Annotated in this window: 16 protein-coding genes; 7 read left to right on the top strand and 9 right to left on the bottom strand. The window is 42.5% G+C overall.

Annotated features, from left to right (window positions below; all coding sequences use genetic code 11):
* The first annotated feature begins 99 nt into the window (after nt 1-99).
* Nucleotides 100-480: a hypothetical protein gene (locus ACX0G7_RS12955; RefSeq protein WP_458923907.1), complete on the top strand. Its 381-nt coding sequence runs from the start codon at nt 100-102 to the stop codon at nt 478-480.
* A gap of 226 nt (nt 481-706) precedes the next feature.
* Here ACX0G7_RS12955 and ACX0G7_RS12950 read toward each other — a convergent pair whose 3' ends face one another.
* Nucleotides 707-1,501 carry an SDR family NAD(P)-dependent oxidoreductase gene (locus ACX0G7_RS12950; protein WP_458923906.1) on the bottom strand — a complete coding sequence of 265 codons (795 nt, stop codon included), beginning with the start codon at nt 1,499-1,501 and terminating at the stop codon, nt 707-709.
* Between the two features lie 153 nt (nt 1,502-1,654).
* Between ACX0G7_RS12950 and ACX0G7_RS12945 the strand changes: the two genes are divergently transcribed.
* The 3 genes from ACX0G7_RS12945 (at nt 1,655) to ACX0G7_RS12935 (ending at nt 3,144) form a co-directional block, all read left to right on the top strand.
* Nucleotides 1,655-1,834 (top strand): helix-turn-helix domain-containing protein, encoded by a 180-nt coding sequence (locus tag ACX0G7_RS12945; protein WP_458923905.1) that lies wholly within the window; start codon nt 1,655-1,657, stop codon nt 1,832-1,834.
* Nucleotides 1,835-2,113: 279 nt separating this feature from the next.
* Complete coding sequence (locus ACX0G7_RS12940) at nt 2,114-2,386, top strand: hypothetical protein (protein WP_458923904.1); 273 nt, start codon at nt 2,114-2,116, stop codon at nt 2,384-2,386.
* Entirely contained in the window at nt 2,344-3,144 is an 801-nt protein-coding gene (locus tag ACX0G7_RS12935; RefSeq protein WP_458923903.1) for an L-dopachrome tautomerase-related protein, read from the top strand. The genes ACX0G7_RS12940 and ACX0G7_RS12935 overlap by 43 nt, the downstream gene beginning before the upstream one ends.
* 188 nt (nt 3,145-3,332) lie before the next feature.
* Here ACX0G7_RS12935 and ACX0G7_RS12930 read toward each other — a convergent pair whose 3' ends face one another.
* Both ACX0G7_RS12930 and ACX0G7_RS12925 read right to left on the bottom strand, forming a co-directional pair.
* Entirely contained in the window at nt 3,333-4,532 is a 1,200-nt protein-coding gene (locus ACX0G7_RS12930; protein ID WP_458923902.1) for a glutathione-independent formaldehyde dehydrogenase, read from the bottom strand.
* 618 nt (nt 4,533-5,150) lie between these two features.
* Complete coding sequence (locus ACX0G7_RS12925; RefSeq protein ID WP_458923901.1) at nt 5,151-6,650, bottom strand: S8 family peptidase; 1,500 nt, start codon at nt 6,648-6,650, stop codon at nt 5,151-5,153.
* A gap of 910 nt (nt 6,651-7,560) precedes the next feature.
* Between ACX0G7_RS12925 and ACX0G7_RS12920 the strand changes: the two genes are divergently transcribed.
* Nucleotides 7,561-8,433, top strand: coding sequence for an alpha/beta hydrolase (locus ACX0G7_RS12920; protein ID WP_458923900.1), 873 nt, complete (start codon nt 7,561-7,563; stop codon nt 8,431-8,433).
* 68 nt (nt 8,434-8,501) lie between these two features.
* On the opposite strand, the gene ACX0G7_RS12915 is transcribed toward ACX0G7_RS12920, so the two are convergent.
* Nucleotides 8,502-10,142: an endo-1,4-beta-xylanase gene (locus ACX0G7_RS12915; protein WP_458923899.1), complete on the bottom strand. Its 1,641-nt coding sequence runs from the start codon at nt 10,140-10,142 to the stop codon at nt 8,502-8,504.
* 278 nt (nt 10,143-10,420) lie between these two features.
* Nucleotides 10,421-10,585, bottom strand: a complete 165-nt coding sequence (locus tag ACX0G7_RS12910; RefSeq protein ID WP_458923898.1) for a hypothetical protein — start codon at nt 10,583-10,585, stop codon at nt 10,421-10,423.
* A 16-nt stretch (nt 10,586-10,601) separates the two neighbouring features.
* Between ACX0G7_RS12910 and ACX0G7_RS12905 the strand changes: the two genes are divergently transcribed.
* A complete protein-coding gene (locus ACX0G7_RS12905; RefSeq protein WP_458923897.1) occupies nt 10,602-11,786 on the top strand; it encodes a DUF6807 domain-containing protein in 1,185 nt (394 codons plus the stop codon).
* 7 nt (nt 11,787-11,793) lie between these two features.
* Here ACX0G7_RS12905 and ACX0G7_RS12900 read toward each other — a convergent pair whose 3' ends face one another.
* On the bottom strand, nt 11,794-12,675 hold the full coding sequence (locus ACX0G7_RS12900) for an AraC family transcriptional regulator (RefSeq protein WP_458923896.1): 882 nt from the start codon (nt 12,673-12,675) through the stop codon (nt 11,794-11,796).
* Between the two features lie 132 nt (nt 12,676-12,807).
* On the opposite strand from ACX0G7_RS12900, the gene ACX0G7_RS12895 reads away from it, so the two are divergent.
* Nucleotides 12,808-13,662 carry a phytanoyl-CoA dioxygenase family protein gene (locus tag ACX0G7_RS12895; protein WP_458923895.1) on the top strand — a complete coding sequence of 285 codons (855 nt, stop codon included), beginning with the start codon at nt 12,808-12,810 and terminating at the stop codon, nt 13,660-13,662.
* A gap of 33 nt (nt 13,663-13,695) precedes the next feature.
* Here ACX0G7_RS12895 and ACX0G7_RS12890 read toward each other — a convergent pair whose 3' ends face one another.
* From ACX0G7_RS12890 to ACX0G7_RS12880, 3 genes are all read right to left on the bottom strand, one after another.
* Nucleotides 13,696-15,072 (bottom strand): sugar porter family MFS transporter, encoded by a 1,377-nt coding sequence (locus ACX0G7_RS12890; RefSeq protein ID WP_458923894.1) that lies wholly within the window; start codon nt 15,070-15,072, stop codon nt 13,696-13,698.
* Nucleotides 15,073-15,313: 241 nt separating this feature from the next.
* On the bottom strand, nt 15,314-16,828 hold the full coding sequence (locus ACX0G7_RS12885) for a GH39 family glycosyl hydrolase (protein ID WP_458923893.1): 1,515 nt from the start codon (nt 16,826-16,828) through the stop codon (nt 15,314-15,316).
* A gap of 72 nt (nt 16,829-16,900) precedes the next feature.
* Entirely contained in the window at nt 16,901-19,582 is a 2,682-nt protein-coding gene (locus ACX0G7_RS12880) for a glycosyl hydrolase-related protein (RefSeq protein ID WP_458923892.1), read from the bottom strand.
* Nucleotides 19,583-19,596 lie beyond the last annotated feature (14 nt).

Genomic DNA, 19,596 nt, shown 5'->3' with positions numbered 1-19,596 from the left:
AAAGTTCTGCATGCTTGTTGCCAAAAACTCTGTATTCTTATTTGCTAAAAACTGTGGATTACTAATTGCCGATTACACGTAGGACTTGGTTATTTGCGAATGGGGCAGCCTGCGACTGAACTCTCCGGTGGCGAAACGCAACGCATTAAACTGGCAACAGAGCTCCAACGTTCAGGCAAAGGAAATACGCTTTATATTCTTGATGAACCTACTACCGGATTGCATCCGGCCGATGTAGAAAAGTCGGTAGCGCAATTAAACAAGCTCGTTGATGGCGGAAATACTGTCATTGTAGTCGAGCATGACATGCATGTAATTGCACAAAGCGATTGGGTGGTGGATATTGGTCCCGGGGCAGGCGAAGAAGGTGGCCACATCATAGCCGAGGGCACGCCGGCTGAAGTAGCGCGGGTAAAGGCTAGTAAGACGGCCTTGTATTTAAGAAGAACGCTGGAGGGCATGCATGCGCTCCACAGTTGACGCTATTGAAAGAATTATAAAATTCAACCCGGCAGATTACACTCAGTCATTCCTTTTACAAACAGGCAAACGTTTGCAGACTTAAGAAATTGCAAGAATTTATTGAATAACTGCCCAAAGTCATCCTTAAACAAGAAAGCGCCGTAAGTTATTTAACTTGTAAGCCTTTAAACAAGACTGTTCAAAGTGTGTCAGCCAGCCTTACGGTAAGTCGTTGTTCGATTCGTTATACAATAGATCGCAACAATCCGCCTTCCACGCGAATGGAAGCACCATTTGTTGCTGATGCCAACGGACTTGAATAATATACTATGGTGTCGGCAACTTCTTCAACAGTAGCAAATCGTTGCAGGAGAGAAGTTGGACGCATATTATTAAAGAAATTATTTTCAACTTCTTCGGCAGACATGTTATTTGCCTTTGAGAGGTCTTCAAGAAAACTACCGACGCCTTTGGATTTTGTTGGTCCTGGTAAGATGGAGTTCACGGTTACATTCGAGCCTTTTGTCAGTTCCGCAAGCCCTCTGCCAACTGCTAATTGCGCAGTTTTCGTCATTCCATAATGAATCATTTCATCTGGAATGAAAACAGCAGACTCACTTGAAATAAAAATAATTCTACCCCAGTTCTTTTGAAGCATTTTCGGGAAGTAGTGTCTTGAAAGACGAATACCACTCATGACATTTACTTCGAAGAACCGGAACCAATCTTCATCGGGAATATCCGTAAACGGTTTGGGTTCAAAAATGCCTGCATTATTGATTAATATATCGACCTCTGGCAATTCCATAAGTAAGCGATTAACGTCTTCAACTTTTGAAAAGTCCGCAGGAATACCGGAAACTTTTGCGTTCGGTATCAATGTCTTTAATTCGGCTACGGCATTTTCGACAGATTGTTTTGTTCTCCCATTGATGGTTACTTCAGCTCCTTCTGCTAAGAATCTTTGTGCAGTGGCGAATCCGATCCCTGCCGTTGAGCCACTGATGAAAACGGTTTTATCATTGAGTTTTAAATCCATTTTTATTTTCGTTTTAATAAGTTATTGCTGTTGGTGTTTCCCTGAATGTTAAAAATGCAACGAAGGCTTTCAAAGTTACTAGATTTAAAATGCTTACCGCAGCAATCGTTGAGGATCTAAAATATTCAGGTAAATGTACATCTATCTGCCATTTTGTTTCGTTTGACAATACCGTATCACGCAGGCGAAAAGATTACTGTTACAGGAGAAAGCAGTTCCGAAGTTTGTTATGAAGCAGGCTTTGAAAGCCTCTCTTATTTTAATAAACTCTTTAAAAAACTAACGGGTGAAAATCCATCCCCATTAAAAAAAGATTTCTCCTTCGAGACCTAAGCGAACAATAATATTCAAGCGTTGAACACCGAAAATTTTTTTCTTCAAAATTTGAAGGGCTTGTTTCCCGTATTGGGTATATCTGGGTATAAACGGCCCCGTTAAACTTCAGGCTTTCGGAGCTCTATGTTGTGCTATTCATATGTAAATACGCAACACAACACTACTAAAGCTTTATCACTTTCTCTTCATTTAATACATCTTTATCTCGATTTTGTATAGAATTTAAATTCGGGAGAGAAACGACTTATTTCTAACTCTGAATTAATACTTCTAATTATGAGTACAAACAAAAATCAATTGGAACAAGTGTTTTCAGACGACACTTACCAGCTAACTGGTGTGGCTGTAGCAAAAGATGGCCGTGTGTTTACCTGTTATCCTTTATGGCCCGGGCCACATAAATACGATGTTGTCGAAATCTTGCCTGATAATAAAGTGAAACCTTATCCTGATGAACAATGGAATAATTGGAAGGAGGTGACGACGGAAAGAACAAATGGGTTTGTGTGCAGGCAGTGTATGTGGATGATGAGAATTACCTGTGGGTAGTGGACCCCGCCTGCCCTAATATGGAACAAGTATATGACAACTGCTTTAAGGTGGTGAAATTTAATCTGGGTACCAACAGCATCCAAAAAGTGTATTGGTTTGATGGCGTTCTAAGCAACAAAAGTTATATCAACGATGTGCGGGTAGACACCCGTAGAAAGATAGCTTATTTGACGAACTCCAATGAAGGGGGAATCGTGGTCGTTAATCTTGAAACGGGTACAATCCGGGAGTTGCTGAATAATCATTTTTCGGTGAAACATGACCCTTCCATCAAACTCATCGTAGATGGGAAAGAATTTAAAAAGAAAGGCAAACCGGTACATATTCAATCCGATGGCATTGCCTTAACCCCGGATGGCGAATGGCTCTACGACAAACCGCTAACCGACGATAAACTGTACCGCATTACAACGGAAGCCTTGCGTAATGAAGAATTGCCGGAAGAAGGCGTGGCGGCTGCGGTAGAAGATTTGGGAAAGTTTGGAGTTACGGATGGGATGATCTTTGACAAAGGGGGCAACCTATACCTGGGAGATTACCAGAACTATAAAATGGTTCAACTAACTCCTGCACATAAGAAAGAAGGTATAGTGGCAGACGAACGACTGGTATGGCCGGACAGTTATTCGATTTCGGATGATGGTTACTTCTACATCAGTTGCTCACATATCAACAAACAACCTGATTACAACGAAGGGGAAAATAAAAGGACAGGACCTTATACTATTTACCGGATGAAGTTGTCTGTTACTTAGAACCAACCATAAAATGAGCCTACCTAAATTGCCGAATAAATTCAAGAGCCAGCCGGCCCGTATTGTTTTTAATAATTTGATTAAATAAGCACTGCTGTAGCAATAGATGATTTGGGTCGCATTGGTTACCCTGAGGGAATAAGCACAAACTCACCTTTTGTACAAGATGAGTTTGTTTTAAAAAAACTTTACGCTGATGCAGCTGCAGTCTTTGCTTTTTTACCTGCGGATTGCTTCAAATCACTTTTCGATCTGCCTGGTTTTAAAATCACTTTAGTCCAGCCCTTATCACGGGCATCAAAATGCTCGTAGCCGTCAGGAGCATCATCTAAAGGCAATTCGTGTGAAATGATGGAGGACGGACTGGCTTTGCCTGCAGAGATCAGCGCGCAAAGCTCGCGGTTATAAGATTTAACATTACACTGCCCTGTCGCGATACGCTGCCCCTTCATCCAGAAATTACCAAAGTCAAAATCCATATGTCCCTTTTTCTGTAGAGGATCCTTGGAGTTGGGGTCCTGGTTTATAAAAACGCCAACCACACCGATAGAACCGGTGAACTTTACAGCCTGAACCAGGTCGTTCATGGTTTGGTTGGGCTGCTCTGTATTTCGTTGATTGCAGCATTGGTAACCCACGCATTCGCAACCTCTGTCGGCACCCTGGCCATCGGTCAGATCCATAACTTGCTCAACGGCAGAACCTTTTGAAAAATCTATAGGAATTGCTCCTAATTCTTCAGCCAGTTTCAATCTGTCCGGATGCATGTCAACCACCATGATTTTACTTGCCCCTTTAATGCCGGCTGAGATCGCGGCCATTAATCCCACCGGACCGGCACCAAAGATAACCACCGATTCTCCCGGCTTTAAACCCGCCAACTCCGTAGCATGATAGCCTGTCGGGAAGATATCGGACAGCAATACATAATCATTTTCTTTTTCTGCGGCATCTTCCGGCAGTTTAAGGCAATTGAAATCGCCATATGGCACCCTCAAAAATTCCGCTTGTCCTCCGTTATAAGGTCCCATGCCAGCAAATCCATATGCTGCACCTGCAAAGCCTGGGTTCAACTTAAGGCAGAAGGCCGATAACCCCCTTTCGCAGTTTTTGCAATGACCGCAGCTGATATTAAAAGGCATGCACACCATATCACCTACTTTAATTTGGGACACCGCCTTACCTACCTCCACAACTCTCCCAAGATTTTCGTGACCCAGGACTCTACCCGCCTCCATATTGGTTCTGCCCTCATACATATGAAGATCAGAACCACAAATATTGGTGGTGGTTATTTGTACTAGTACGTCGGTAGGTTGTTCTATTTTGGGATCTGGCACATTATCCACTCTTACGTCTCGTGGGCCATGATAAACAAGTGCTTTCATGTAGAATGTTTTAGAAGTGAAAAGATTGAACTCGTAGAGTGACATTCGCACAAAACGTATGCCATACACCGCTCTTCAATCCTTATACTTGTATACTTCATTTAACATTTAAACAGCCTATTGAAGCAGAGTATAATCGATGTTCTTCAGTTACATTGCCTGTACCCAGAGCGGTATCAAGCTTGTAACATCATTAATGCGACTGAGTTTGATATAACTGTAGGTCGTAGAAAATGTTTAATGAGACAACACTACCGTAGAAGACCCATACAATGGCGACCCCAAAAAATTAGCAGCTCGTGTAGTGAATCCTCAAAGAATTATTGTAGTGGCGGCAGGTCAGCCTTTCACATGGTTCTGCTGTGCAAAATCTTCCAGCTGTTGATAGCTTTTGTAAAGCCTTGCAATTGTCGCGAAGAATTTTCATTTGGAGCTGTATAATTTCGCCGATACTATAATAATCATCGCAAAGATTAATAAATACGAAACAATCTTGATGTACGAAGCAATAACCAAATTATTCTTGAATTAAGATAGACCCATATCGCATCGCGCACAAAAATAGCCTCTACACAAGCAGAGGCTATTCATTATTTGTTGATGACTTGAGTAAAGAGATTATTGTTTTACGACATTAGCAGCATTGACCTGTCCATTCCCAAAATAAGGATCTTTGCCTGGCGCACCTAAATCAACAGCAGAACTTTTCAGCTTAGATTCCAATTGGGAAGTTGAAATATCGCCATTGTACTTACCTACCAAAAGGGCTGCAACACCAGATGCCGCTGGACAGGCCATACTGGTTCCGGCCGCCCAGCTATAACCTGTAGACGAACCAGCACTTAGTACCATATCAAAAACATAAGATGGACGTGTAATGCCTATTACTGTTGCAGGTGTAGTACTTGCATCAAAATCACCTCCCGGACCAGCAAATGAAATCAGGCTGGAACCGTAGTTTGTATAGCTGGAAGGCACAAATAAAGACGTGTTTTCATTCAGTGCCCAATCATTCGGTGCATTAGCCGCAATCGTGACTACATCCACGCAATTCGCCGGGTAAAATGTTCCCTGCCCCTGCCCTGTAACATAGATGCCATCATTACCAGCAGCAACTATTGCCAAACTCCCCTTCTTACGGGCGTATTGAAAGGCTCTGTTCATGGAAGTGATCAGGTCTTGAACTTCTTTTGTTTCACTCACCTTTACATCATCGGTTGGGTCATTGGGTGTACCGTTATTGTCAACAAATTGCCCATTTCTGGGAAGCAACCCACCGAGGCTCATATTAATAATATCAGCACCCTGGTTCGCTGCATAATAAACACCTTCAATGATCCAGCTGAAAGCACCACTACCATTATCGCCTAATACTTTAACAAGCATGAGTTTTGCTTCAGGCGCAATCCCCGCAATTCCGATATTATTGTCAGAAGCAGCAACGATACCCGCCACGTGTGTACCATGGCTAAAAGCACCGGGATTAGCCATTTGTGCGGCCTGTCCCGGAACAAATGTTTTAGAGCCAATCACATTATTTACAATATCGGGATGGGTTAAATGGAAGCCACCATCCAGTACGGCTACGACCGCTCCTTTACCTTTATACCCTGCCTGAAAGGCACCTTTTGAATTTACCGAAGAAAGACTCCATTGCAAAGGAACAAAAGGGTTCGTACCTGATAAGCCTAAACTAGCGCTGGACTCCAGTGATTCGTTAACCATTTGTGTTTCATCAAAATCAACAATTTTATCGCCCTTGAGGGTTGATTTCAACCAATCCAGTTGTATGTCCCGCACAACATTTTGAACTTCTGCTAGCTTTTCCAGCTCCTGTTCAAAGCCAGGATTGGAAGAAGACGCCACAACGATACCCAAGCCATCAAGCTTTGAGGTTATACTACCAATGGCCGCTATTTTTTCCAGTAGGTTGCTGGATAAAGCTTGTTGCTTAGATAAAACGATATAGTTTATTTGACCATCCATCAAGACTCGGTTTGACGATAACGCAGTGGAAGATAGTTGGTTTGGAGAGGTGTCATCCGTAATTGAATTCTTTTTAGTGCAACTCAACAACAATAGCGAAGCGGCGCTGGCAGCAATAAGTAAATTTCTCATGTGTTTGTTCGTTTATGAATGATAGAAATAGAGAGAAGGGTAGTTGTTTTCACTCAGATTAAAAACGAAGATTTCATGGAGTACAAACAATGAAAAGTAATAACAATGTTTTTATAGTTCATGAAATATAACCATGATATGTTTATCCAACAAATGTTATTTCAAAGAAATAGGTTTATATTCAATACTAAACGAATATAGATTGTACTCAAAAGCTAAACAATAGTTACCTGGGTGACTTACCAGCAAGGCCACTTGAAAATGCAATGGCTGGTGATGGACTTCTTGCACAAATCATCATTGATAAACCTGTCGACCATCTGCCTCTCCATCGCTAAAGGGACAAAATCTTTAAAATCTTAGCCTACATCAGGACCATTTCTTATACAAGGTCATTGGAGCACCCACCTTCAATGAATGACATTTGTATTACAAATTAATTATGTAATCAAATAGAAATAGTTTTGACACAAAAATCAAAAGTTGCAGCTATCGGTCTTGGGCCAGACACTCTCTGATCGGTTACATAAGAAGGCAAAGCCGGTTAAAACACCAGGCACATTAAGCGGTGCTTCTTTTCAAAACGCAGCCTTTCAGCAGCCCGAAAAAGCAGTGATGTTTTATGCAACTGATGACATAAGCAGTAATTTTCAAATAGAAAACCTAATCGCCGAAACCGCTGGAAATACAAAGGGTACAGTTAAGAACTGGAAGGTTACTAAAAGGCCTACTTAAGCAACTCCGGGATGCATTAACTTCAACTATATGAAGCGGAATAACAAAATATTCATCATCACCGGCGATGCGGCGATGCTGTTGAAAGCTTTGAAGTTCTTTATGCCACTCACCGGTTGGCGGAAACAGGATATGAAAAAGTTATGATAGTGCCTGCTGTTAGACATTTTTATCCATGCTGATATACAAAAAATATGACCAGGTGGCTCTTGACCGGCAGTACAATAACCGGTTGCATGTTCCTGAATTTGCAACTTACTTAGCTAAATGGGAATCACTGAGCAACCAAACAGAAAAAGAAGGTCCGGCAATGAAAAACATTGCTTATGGTAAATTGCCCCGTGAGCAGCTTGATATTTACCCGTCGTCGCAGCCTTTTTCAAAAACATTGGTCTTTATTCATGGTGGCTACTGGCATAAGTTAGACAAAGGCAGTTTTCAATTTATCGCCAAAGCACTCGGGCCTTATGGTGTTACAACAGTGCTGATAAACTATCCGCTGGCCCCGTCGGTATCGATTGATCAGATATCAGCTTCATGCCGGGAAGCTGTTCAATGGCTATTCAAAAACATATCAGCATATAACGGAGACCCAGGTGAACTTTATATTGCCGGACACAGCGCCGGAGGACACCTTGCAGCTATGTTGCTTGCGACTGACTGGAGCGATTTTAATCTTCCATCAGATGTGATCAAAGGAGTAGTTGCGCTCAGTGGTTTGTATAATTTAATCCCAATCCGGCTTTCTGATATTAACCTGGTGCTGAATATGGATACGGAAACGGCTATCCGAAATAGCCCTGTTCAACTTTTGCCGCGAAGCCAGTGTCCATTGGTAATAGTTGTGGGTAGCAATGAAACAGATGAGTTCCTGGATCAAAGCAGGGAATTATACAAATCCTGGAAAGAAAGAATCCCGGTAGAAATGTTGGTCATGCAGGGACCTAATCATTATTCAATAGTAGAAACAATGCTTGACCTGAAATCCCCACTTCACCACGTGATGCTCCGGCAAATGAAAATTTTAAGTGAAAAACTACCCCCTTGATTGCATAAATGCAATGTGTTACCCTGATTTGTTTAACTACACAGAATGATAACCAGTAAGCCCATATCCTAATCTTTGATGTGAACAGTCAGGTTAGCATTTTTTGTGCTGATACTTGCTGCATAGGTAACCCTGCTGGCACCAGCAGTAACTGTAACTTCATATTCACCACAAAAGCCACGCAGGTTGTAGGCACCTTCTATATCAGTTTGCCCGTCTGAATTGGTCCACCATTCTTTGAAAACCAAATCAGTGTACGCCTTACCATTAGTGCGTATTGTCCAGTCTTTGTTCCATAATGCTGCCACAGGAAACCAATGCTGGCCTTCCCAGAACCCCCACTGGATAAAGCCTATAGTTGCAGGGTTACTATAAACAGCAGTCATGAAATCCCGCTGATAACTGGCCTTAAACTCCTCGTCGTTACTGTTAATATCAAATTCACTGATCTGAATTGGGTACCCCAAATCTGCAAACTTTTCCAGGCGTTCAATCACCAGCGGAATTCCAGGAGGTGTTCCACCGATATGGCCCTGTTCGCCGATGCCGTAGAGCGGGGCATTCTTTGATTTGAGATAACGTACTGTATTGTAGAAATGGTCAGCGGGTGAGCCTGGTCCGGTCCGGTGAAACATGGTATATTCATTGTAGAAAAGTCTGACGTCCGGCGCATAGGCATGGGCGGTATCAAACCATCTCAGCATTTCATCACGCCCCAGTATATCCAGCAGATCATGATGTGCATAAAGTTCATTGGTGACATCCCACTCTGCAAAATGCCCTTTCATGGTGGTTGTCTGATTTTTGATCAACCCGAAGATAGTTGCTCTTAAAGCAGCGGTATCATCTTTCAACCCTGCGAGGAATTTTGGTAAATGTTCCCAGGAAGGCCACAGCATTACATGCCCTCTTACGGGCAAATTGTGGTCTTTGGTCCATTGCAGTGCTTTTAACGTTTGTTGGTGTTTATCCCTGTTTTCGGCCCAACGTGGCCATTTCATTTCATTTTCAAAGACCACCTGGTTAAAATATTTCAGCAGTGTGTCCCGATACTTCTCCGAACCTGGGTCCGTGGTATCCAGCAACCTGGATGAGCTGGTGGCCGTGCCCCACGAATATGCATGACGCTTCATGCGGACAGATACCCTCGCATTCGGGACAGGCTTTCCTTTTGCATCTAATACTTTGATGATAAGATTTCCTTTTCGGTATTTGTCAATGTTGGCGGCAGCTGTTTTACGCCAGGGTGCATCCGGCGCGTCACCGTCATAACGGATCCTGGTTCTCGGGAGGTCAGCTAAGTTCACACCGGGAGAACATCGCAAAAAAGTAACGGGGCCCAGCTGAAAACGCTGCGCATAGGTATCAAATTGAATCACCAGTCTGGCATCCCCCGGCTGTACATCTTTTTCTATCAAAAAAGGAATACTGGTCTCTGTCCATTCAGATCCGATAGACACGCCTCTTTCCAAATGCGAAGGCCACTTATAAGCTCCGTTTACCAATTGGTCAAACCTAAGCTCAACGAATGCTTCACCTGTTTCCCTGGTACTTTGCAGGCATCGTGCCTTAAAAGAGATCCATAGTATGTCTCCCTTATTTAAAGCCCGTGATAATTGAGCCGATAAACCAATATTGCCTTTATCGGCAACTTTGTTAAAAGTATTTATCTCGTAGGCTTCCGCAAATGACTGCTGCGAAACCTTCACAGTACTTATAATGTTTGAGTGATCGCCACCTCCGAAATATTTTAATGACAATAATCCTTCACCTAATAACTGGGTGCCGCCGGATTGTTGCGCCTGGCAGACACACAGCTGAGATGTAAGAATAAGGAAGGATAGAAAACACTTAATTATTGTTAAAGGAGTGGATCGCATCATTGCCGGGTTAATAGTGACGTGCCAGTACAATTTCAAACAGCGTAAACACCAACGGATAAAACATTCCTGTCTGGTGTACAATCTTTCCTGTCTGCTGTGTATAATTAGGAATTAAAAGCAGCAACAACATTCACTTTAATAACAAATTCTAATACTTTAATATCAATCCTGATAACATTGCGCCCCGCTATTGCTGTCTGCAGATTTTCATCTGTTAATGTGAACCATAATTTTGTAAAAAAGAATATTTTAGCATTGATGAAAAACATAACAACAGTTTTATTCATGGCGGTTGGACACATTGCCACTGCTCAGCAAACAATAATTAAAGTATCCGCCGGCGATTACAAAAGGGTCCAAACCGTCGTAGTTGCGAGTTTATCAAAGCCGATAACATCAGCAGATTCTTATCAACTTGTGAACACAGAAAATGGTTCCACCGGGCCGGCCCAACCGATCCCTGGAAACAAAATAATATTTATTCTTCCCGATAGCCTGCAGCCCCACCAGGCCGCAACCTATAAATTGATACGGCTGACATCCAGGCGTCGCCCTGACCTTCCTGTGCAGGTGATAAAAAATGAGAAAGGTTTAAAGATAATGGTAAAGGGCAGGAATTTGTTATTCTATAATACTGCATTGGTACGCCCTCCGGTGGAGTTTCCAGAGATCTACTCAAGGAGTGGATTCATACACCCTTTATATACACCGGCCGGGAAAGTGTTAACTGATGATTTTCCGAAGGGGCATGCTCATCAACATGGTATCATGATGGCCTGGGTGAGCACCATTTTTAAGAACAAGCCCCGCGATTTTTGGAACCAACATCTGAAAACAGGAAATGTAGCACATGTTAACGTTGAAAGCATCAGCAGGGGTCCGGTAATTACGACGATACAAATCAGATTAAGACATTACACGAATTCAAACGAACAAGTGCTGGATGAACACTGGACTATTGCCATTTATCCCTTTCAACAATATTTTCTGTTTGACATCATTTCAACGCAGGTCAATAGTTCGAAAGACACTTTATACCTCAATAAATACCATTATGGCGGTATGTCTTTCAGGGGAAGCAAACAATGGAATAAAGATGACTCAGTCCATTTCCGCGGGAACTGGCGAATCAATACAGATCATCAAACAGATATTAAAAATGCCGATGGGACAAGAGCCACATACTTGTCTGCTTCAGGTTCGGTTGACGGCGTCCCCGGAGGAGTAACGGTGTTTGGGTTTCCGGCTAATTATAATTACCCCCAGCCCGTGCGGGTGCATCCTGTAATGCCTTATTGGTGTTTTGCACCAACTGCCTCGGGGCCTTTCACCATCAGTCCTTCAGAAAGTTTTGTGTCAGCATATCGTTATTATGTGCATGACAATTACCCGGAGCAAAACTTTATACAGCAATTAAATAATGATATGGTACACCCCGTTGAGATAACGATAACTGAGAAACAGGATTAATCTCTTATCAAGCCTCATGGTCAAACCTCACATAATACTGTTTGCGATAACTGAGTGGGCTTAACCCATACATTTGTAAAAACTGCCTGTTAAAATTTGATAAATTATTGAAGCCACATTCAAAACAAATTTCACTGATCGACTTCTGGGTTTCGATTAATAATTTTGAAGCGTGGCTTAACCTGATTTCATTTACAAAGCCAGAAAATGTTTTACGGGTGCGCTGACTGAAATACCGGGAGAAAGAGTTTTCCGCCATATTGACGAGACGCGCTACCTCGGAAATATTGATTTCTGTATCAAATCTTTTCAACACAAACTCAAATACCTTATTTAGTCTTTCCGACTCTTTGCTATTGTGACCAATTATTGTTTCATGAGAAATGTATTTGCAATCCCGGGATTCGGCTAAGATCAATAATATCTCTGCAAGGGTTAACCATCTCCTCATACCCGTGACGGAGATCAGTTCCTGCATTTTTTCTGAAACTATTTTATGGGTTTTTCCGGAAACTTCCAACCCCCTGGCAGATTTGGAGAAAAGTGATCTCAATGATTTTGCTTCCGGAAGCGAGAGGAAATCATTGCCAAGGGATGTTTCCAGGAAGTGGATCACTATTGATCTTGCGCGCAATTTGGACCGCGATGCATAGTATTCTGAATCATTGCGATACAAATGCGGCAGGTTTGGACCGAGGAAAGCAAGATTTCCAGCCGAAAAATCGCTGATATGATCTCCTATGAAACGTTTACCTGAACTTTCTAAAACCAATACCAGCTCATATTCGGGATGATAATGCCATGGTGTCGGAAAATATTTATAGTCAAACCCTTTCACTACAAAAGACTCTTCTGCTTCACGCGGTAGATGTTCCAGTACAGGTTTCATTCTGCTATTTTATCATCTAAAATTATCGGAAATTCCTCAATATATTGTTAGAATAGTATCAAATATTTAGGGATATCATGTAGTTTGATTCGATGTATACTTATAGTTTTGATCTTTAAATACTCAACGACTATGCCCTCACAATCTTTATCTGTTCAACAATTGAATGACTTCCAACGCGACGGCTATATCATTGTAAAAGGTTTTTGCAATAAAGCTGAAACTGATAAATTATACCAGGTTGCTATTGGCGATAGTGCCATGAGCAAACATGCTGTTAACGTTAATGATAAAAGCGGGAAAAAGAGTAAGTTGTCGCTCTGGTTCACTCCTGGAAATGATGTATTTGGATATCTAACCCGAAGTGAAAAAATGGTTAACCCGGTTTCTCAATTACTTGATAGCATTGCGCCGGTTTGCCATTTCCATTCAAAGCTTATGCAAAAGGAACCACGTGTAGGTGGAGCCTGGGAATGGCACCAGGATTACGGGTACTGGTATAAAAATCAGTTCATGTTTCCCGACAAGCTTATAAGTGTGATGGTGGCATTAACAACTGCCAACAAGGAAAACGGATGCCTCCAGGTTATCAAAGGTTCACACAAACTGGGACGCATAAATCATGGATTTTCCGGCGAACAGGTAGGAGCCGACCTGGTAATGGTAGAGAACGCGTTAAAAACCATGGAGCTTGTGTACTGTGAACTGGAGCCCGGAGATGCCCTGTTTTTCCATAGCAATCTTTTACACAGATCAGAAGCTAACTTATCCGATCATCCCAGGTGGTCCATCATTTCCTGTTATTCATCACAGGATAATCTTGCATACAACGAACCTTCCACGTCATGGAAAACCCCGGTGAATATTGTACCCGATGTGGCAATTCTTGAATGGGAAGCCGATTCATTGGCTGATGCGGATTTTCTGAAAAAAGAAAATGATCCGGCATTGAAAGAAACTGGTTGGGAAAAGGAAGCTACCACATGAGGCCAACTCGTAGCTGAGAAGCAACCTCTAAAACTAACTCGTTAACTGTTTTTCAATTTCCTCCAATGATTTTCCTTTTGTTTCAGGGATGTTTCTCCTGATAAATAAAAAGTAAATCAGGCAGATAGCTGCATGAATAGTAAACGTGACACCCAATCCGAAACGCTCTTTCAAAATTGGGAAAGAAGCTGTCGTGAAAAAATTAGCAATCCACAAACTTAACGTTGCCAGTGCCATTGCATTGCCCCGGATTCTGTTGGGAAAGATCTCTGATAAGAAAACCCAGGTAACGGGCCCCAACGTTGCAGAATAGATTGCTATAAAGCCCAACACAAAAAGGAGGATAAAAATTGATGGCGCTCCTATGAAAAAACATATCGCTAATGCTAACGCATCAACAAATAGCAATATAGAGCCGTATAATAATAGCTTTCTCCTGCCGGATTTGTCAATCAAAGCTATTGCCACAAAAGTTGCGAGGAAATTGATCAAACCGATAATGATGGATTGAAGAAAAGCAGAATCCTCTGCCATACCTGCCTGCTTGAAAATCACCGGGGCATAAGAAAAAAGAGAATTCTGGCCATCGGCCTGAGAAAAAACGGCAACCGCTATTCCCATCAGCAGAATCCACCGAAAATCCTTTTTCAATAGATCACTTAGCTTTTCTTTTGATTCGTTGATAAAACTTTTGCGTATCTCATTAAACTCCTGGGTTGCATATTCGTCGCCCCCTATCCTGCTTAAAATCTGTTTAGCTCTCCCGCCTTTGTTTTTACTTGCTAACCACCTCGGACTTTCGGGAACAAAAAATAAGCCCACGAAAAACAAGAGTGCAGGAACGGTTTGGGATGAAAACATCCAACGCCAGTTATCTACACCTGAGTCCAACAAAAGGTAATTGGAAAGATAAGCCAGCAACAAGCCGGTTACGATCGCCAGTTGATACAATGTAACCAGCCTTCCTCTTAATGAAGAAGGAGCCAACTCAGCAATGTATACGGGGCAAACTAGTGCCGCTGCACCTACTGCCACACCGCTTGCCAAACGCGCAATGATAAACCAGTTAAAATTACCAGCCCATCCTGTTGCAACGCCGGTAACGGCGAAAAGAATACCGCACAACAGCAATAAGGCTTTTCTACCAATTAAGTCGCTCAATTTCCCCGCCATTAAGGCTCCTGTCGCCGCGCCAATATTAATGCAACCTACTGCCCAGCCTGTATCTACCTCATCAAGCTTAAAATGAGCGGTAAAAAAAGGAACAGCACCGGATATGATCACGAGATCAAATCCAAATAAAACACCCCCGAGAGCAACAACCATACAAACCGGGTATATAAATCTATGGTTATACGGCTGAAGCGCTGCATTCCCGGAATCAAGTGAAACAGAAGGTATAAATGCCATTAAATTTTATAAATAATTAAACCACCCAAATAACAAACTAACCTATGGTAACAGTCCAAAATAAAAAAACCGTGAAGTAGAGACTTCACAGGTTTCGATTGCTATTGCTTGATAAATGAAAAAAATAAACAAGGTGTAAGATAATTGACGATTGAGGATTTTAACGAACAGTATCAATCAAGAAATGATACTATTCTAACATTTCTTAAATCACCAGTTGTTCCCTGGCGAATCTGGGTATCTACCTGAACTTCACCAGGCTTTTATCGATTAGAAGTATAGGTGCATCGTACACCGGTATGTCTGTGAAAGTAAACACCTTGCCGTCTTTACTCCATTGGGATGCGGGTATTTCAAAAACACCGCCTGTTATGATATCTACAAATACCGGTTGATCAAAATCTGCATTGGAGAAACTGATGTTGATCTTCTTAAGAATATTTTCATTCAGGGGAATGGTTTCATTTTGCCATATGCTGTACACTTGTTTACCGGAAGTTGCATTTCTATATCCATAAACTGCAAGACTCCGATCCGTGCTTTTTGAATACATCGGTTCACCGGTTGTTTTCAAAATATTTTTATTGTAGGTAGCATGCAGTCCCTTGATGCGTTCCAGCGAATGGTCGAAAATTGAGGTAACGTTTTGTATGGCATAGTAGGCAATTTTGGGTCGGATTGCTTTTTTTGTACTATCAGATTTAATAATGCCTTTATAATTCAACCGGTGAATCGGGCCACTGGTATATGCCATCTCAATCAAACCAAAAACGCTTGTCTCGATATCATGCCCCAGGTCACCCAGCATCCTCCTGGTATCCCATTTGGCCTGCGATAATTCAGTCCAGTTATAATCACCCAGCGCACCCCGGCCGGCCCCGCCTTCTGACGGCGCGCCATTCTCACCCTGCCTTAATTTTATATGGGGAGCATATTTGTCAAGGATTCTTCTCAGGGATTCCACTTCGGGATAATGTGAATCGGGATTGTAGACATAATCATGATATGTCATATTATCAAACAAGTTCATTTTTCCTTTATCTGCAATAGTTTTAAAAAACAGATCGGCATAAGGAAGAGAAATATGACCCAGCGCAAGTCCGGAAATACGGGCTTCAGGTTGAATGCGTTTTATAATTTCGGCAGTCCGGATATTCAGCAATGCCGCCTTATCAGCCGTATTTTCTTCATTGTCGGCAAAGTTTGGCTCGTTCCAAACCTCCCAGTCTTTTACCTTACCCTTGTAACGCATAACCATCGCGGTAACCCATTTATCCCAGGCTTTCAACGCTTCGTCAGAATGAGGAACGCCTGCACCGAGATTTGATCCTCCCCCGCCAGGATAATTGTGATTTCCATATGAAGTTTGTAGCCACGGCTTAAAGCCTCTTTGTACTGCATCGTTAATGATATGATCCAGCCAGGCCCAATCGTAAACGCCCTTCACTTTCTCCGTTTTATCCCAGCCGGCCTGCATTCTTAATAACTTAATTCCAAGCGGGGCAATATACTCTTTAAACGAATCGTAATCGGTGAAATCACGATCCATGGTTTCACAACCAATTAACCAGTTTGAAGAAGATATTTCGGCAGTACTCCTCGGCACCACTGTACCGAGGTATTTGAACGGGATAGCAAGCTCTGTTTTTACCCGGTATCGACCGGTGTCTATCTTTTGTGCCATGGCGTTTCTACCGCAGCAGAAAAAAGCCATCACTAATAAAAGATGATTTCGGTAAAAGTGGTTTTTCTTCATAATTTTAAAATTTACTATCCGTCTGTTTTCTAAAGTCTCAACTACCCGAGAGAAATGCTTTAACGATTACAGTCAGTCCTTTAATTGAATTCGGTAAGTATTCATTTCATTTTCCTTAAAAACTGGCGACAAGCCTCCCTGGATGACAGGCATGGAGTTTTCGTTCGTTTCTATATGGCTGGTTTGCCAGGCTTTCAAAACCGGCAAACTAAATTTGATTTTGGGATGGCTGGTCTTTCCTTTAACATTCCACCATCGGGAAATAAGGCCGTTTTCTATTCCCTCCTCAGCAGGCTTCAGGCTCCATAAAATGACCGAAGAATCATTACTATTAAGAAATGAAAAAGAACCAGTTGGGTAACCACTTGAATTTCCTTCGGCTTTAGAAGCGATTAACGGGTTCTGATGCTCCAGTGAAAACTTCATAGCACTCACTTCGTCAAAGGTTTTAGCATGTGAGGTCAGGCCAAATTGGTACCTGAATTTCGTTTGCCCATCCTGGTGATATATTCCCATCATTACGGTATCTTTTCTTGCACCCGAAGTGGTAGTGTATGGATCTGTTTGGCCCCCGGCAAGCGCATGCAGTTGGGCAGAAGCAGACCACAGTGAGTCGGGAGTACTATTACCTAACTTAAAAAAACTACAGTCAGTATTAGATAAGGTAATGCCATAGTTGCCGGAACTCATATCTGCGAAATGATTGAACGTCTGCCAATCGTAGCGGGCATTCTGACTTGCATAATGACCACCTTCGGTTTCTTTCCTGGCTGTAATTATGGCACCTAATTCCTCATGCCTTGTTGTGGGCTGATCGAGGTTGAATGAAAAACTCCATTTCTGGAGATTCGTGAAATTGGCAACTATACTATCCTCGATATCAATACGGGAACTATTAGCGAAAAGAGTCAGCCTGACAATATGAGGAATTGGATTGTTGGAGATTGCTTTTAGCGTCACTGAGACTGGTCCCGCATTTTCCACAACTACATCCTCGCCGTCATCGGGATTGGTTGAACCGAGATCATTTACATAACGGGAATCAACCGCTTTTACCAACTGCCTGTTTTGTGCCAAATCGAACCAGTCACTGATAACACCAGCTTTGCGTAATCTTACACGATAGAATTTGTTACTGATCACCTCTCCATCTACAGATGCAGCCACAGGAAGTTCCCCTGGCTTGCCCATTCGCACTTCAAATGTTTTATAACCTAAAGAAGGTATATTCTCAGCCCATATCCTGATATATTTTTTTCCTCCCTTATAAACCAACTGACTGGCCGCTTCTTTTTTTGTACTTATATCTATTACAGTTACCGGCTGGTCTCCGGAATATTCCCAGTCAGCTACATCACTCCTGTTCCAGCTTAATGCATTGAAAACGTAAATGCGATTATTCTGCCCGGATGGAATAAGTTTACTGAATTCATTTTTTGATAACGAATATAAAGTGTCAGTATAATCAGTGATTTGCCGGCATATTTTATTTTGCCAGTCTGCTCTCTGCCTGCGGGACACAGGGCCGTCTGCGGTCCAATCATGCTCCCAATATAATCCATAAGATTCCCAGGCTAACCTGCGCATCCCCGTTAACTCCCGGGCAAAATTTTTATTTCGTAAAGCTACCAGTGTATACAACGCCTCAGCTGAACGTAGCTTTTCAAGCGAACGCCTAACACGCGCCGTAGTTTCATTCATAGACACACAATAAGTATCCCACTCGTTACCATAACTCACTGATTCAACGGGTAGCCGGGTATATGAACGTTCAATATCTTTAAAGAAATCTTCTTCAATGGCAACCCGAACCTTTCTGGTGGCATTGGTGCCTCGCCTGGCGGCTGCAATAAACGGGTCAGAAACATATGTATCCAGATCGTCCCAGCCATACCCGAAGGCCGCTGCAACATTATAAGGATACCGGGACGTAAGACTGACCGTATCACACATTTTATCCATGTCCTCAATCAACTGCTGCATATCGCCAGCAGGATCAGTTGGTTTTTTTTCGCGACGCGCCTCGGCATATCCACCCAGTGTTCTTCCATTAAAAATAGTACGTGCATACCATTTCATAGTTACGGACCGGCCATCAAGGCCCGTAAACCTGTACAACTGGTGGCGCCTGTTTGAAAGACTCTCATCAGACAACCTGCTGGCACAACCACAAACACCCCGCCAGCTATATTTCGCACCTGAACCAGCCCAAAGAGAACTGAGTCCGAGTGGAAGGGTTTGATTCTCCATACAAACCGCCATCCTAAACCGAAGTTGATGATCGCGTTCCATTTGTCCGGCATGATACATCCCGCGAATAACTGCTTCAGTAGGTTGAGCACCAAAAGTACTCACCAGGAAATTCAATGGACTGCTGATATGGCCTGACCTGATATAATTTATCAGGCGGTTATATTGTGCCGGGCTCCTGTATTTTTCATATGCTCTTAACCAATAACTGCCGTCGCAATTGAACCTCGCCTGGAAATCCGGTGGATTAGATTTCGTTTTATCAATCTGATCAATGTAGTAATCCAGCATATGAACAAATGCGCTATCGTATTCAGCTTCATTCGCGGTCCACATGTAATCAGTATGATCATCGTTACCAAGGTAAAGCCTCTTAACCGCTTGAGCCATTGTAACCTGGCCTGTACATCCCAGGAAGATAAATAAAGGGAGGTATCGCGGAAGATATAGAAGAACCCGTTTTATTTCAGCCGGGAATAATCGATATAGAGTATAACAAAACATCTGCGGATACTTTT

The sequence above is a fragment of the Flavitalea antarctica genome, assembly GCF_054461535.1.
The sequence above is the reverse complement of the archived record's forward strand: the minus strand, read 5'-3'. Positions and strand labels throughout refer to the sequence as shown.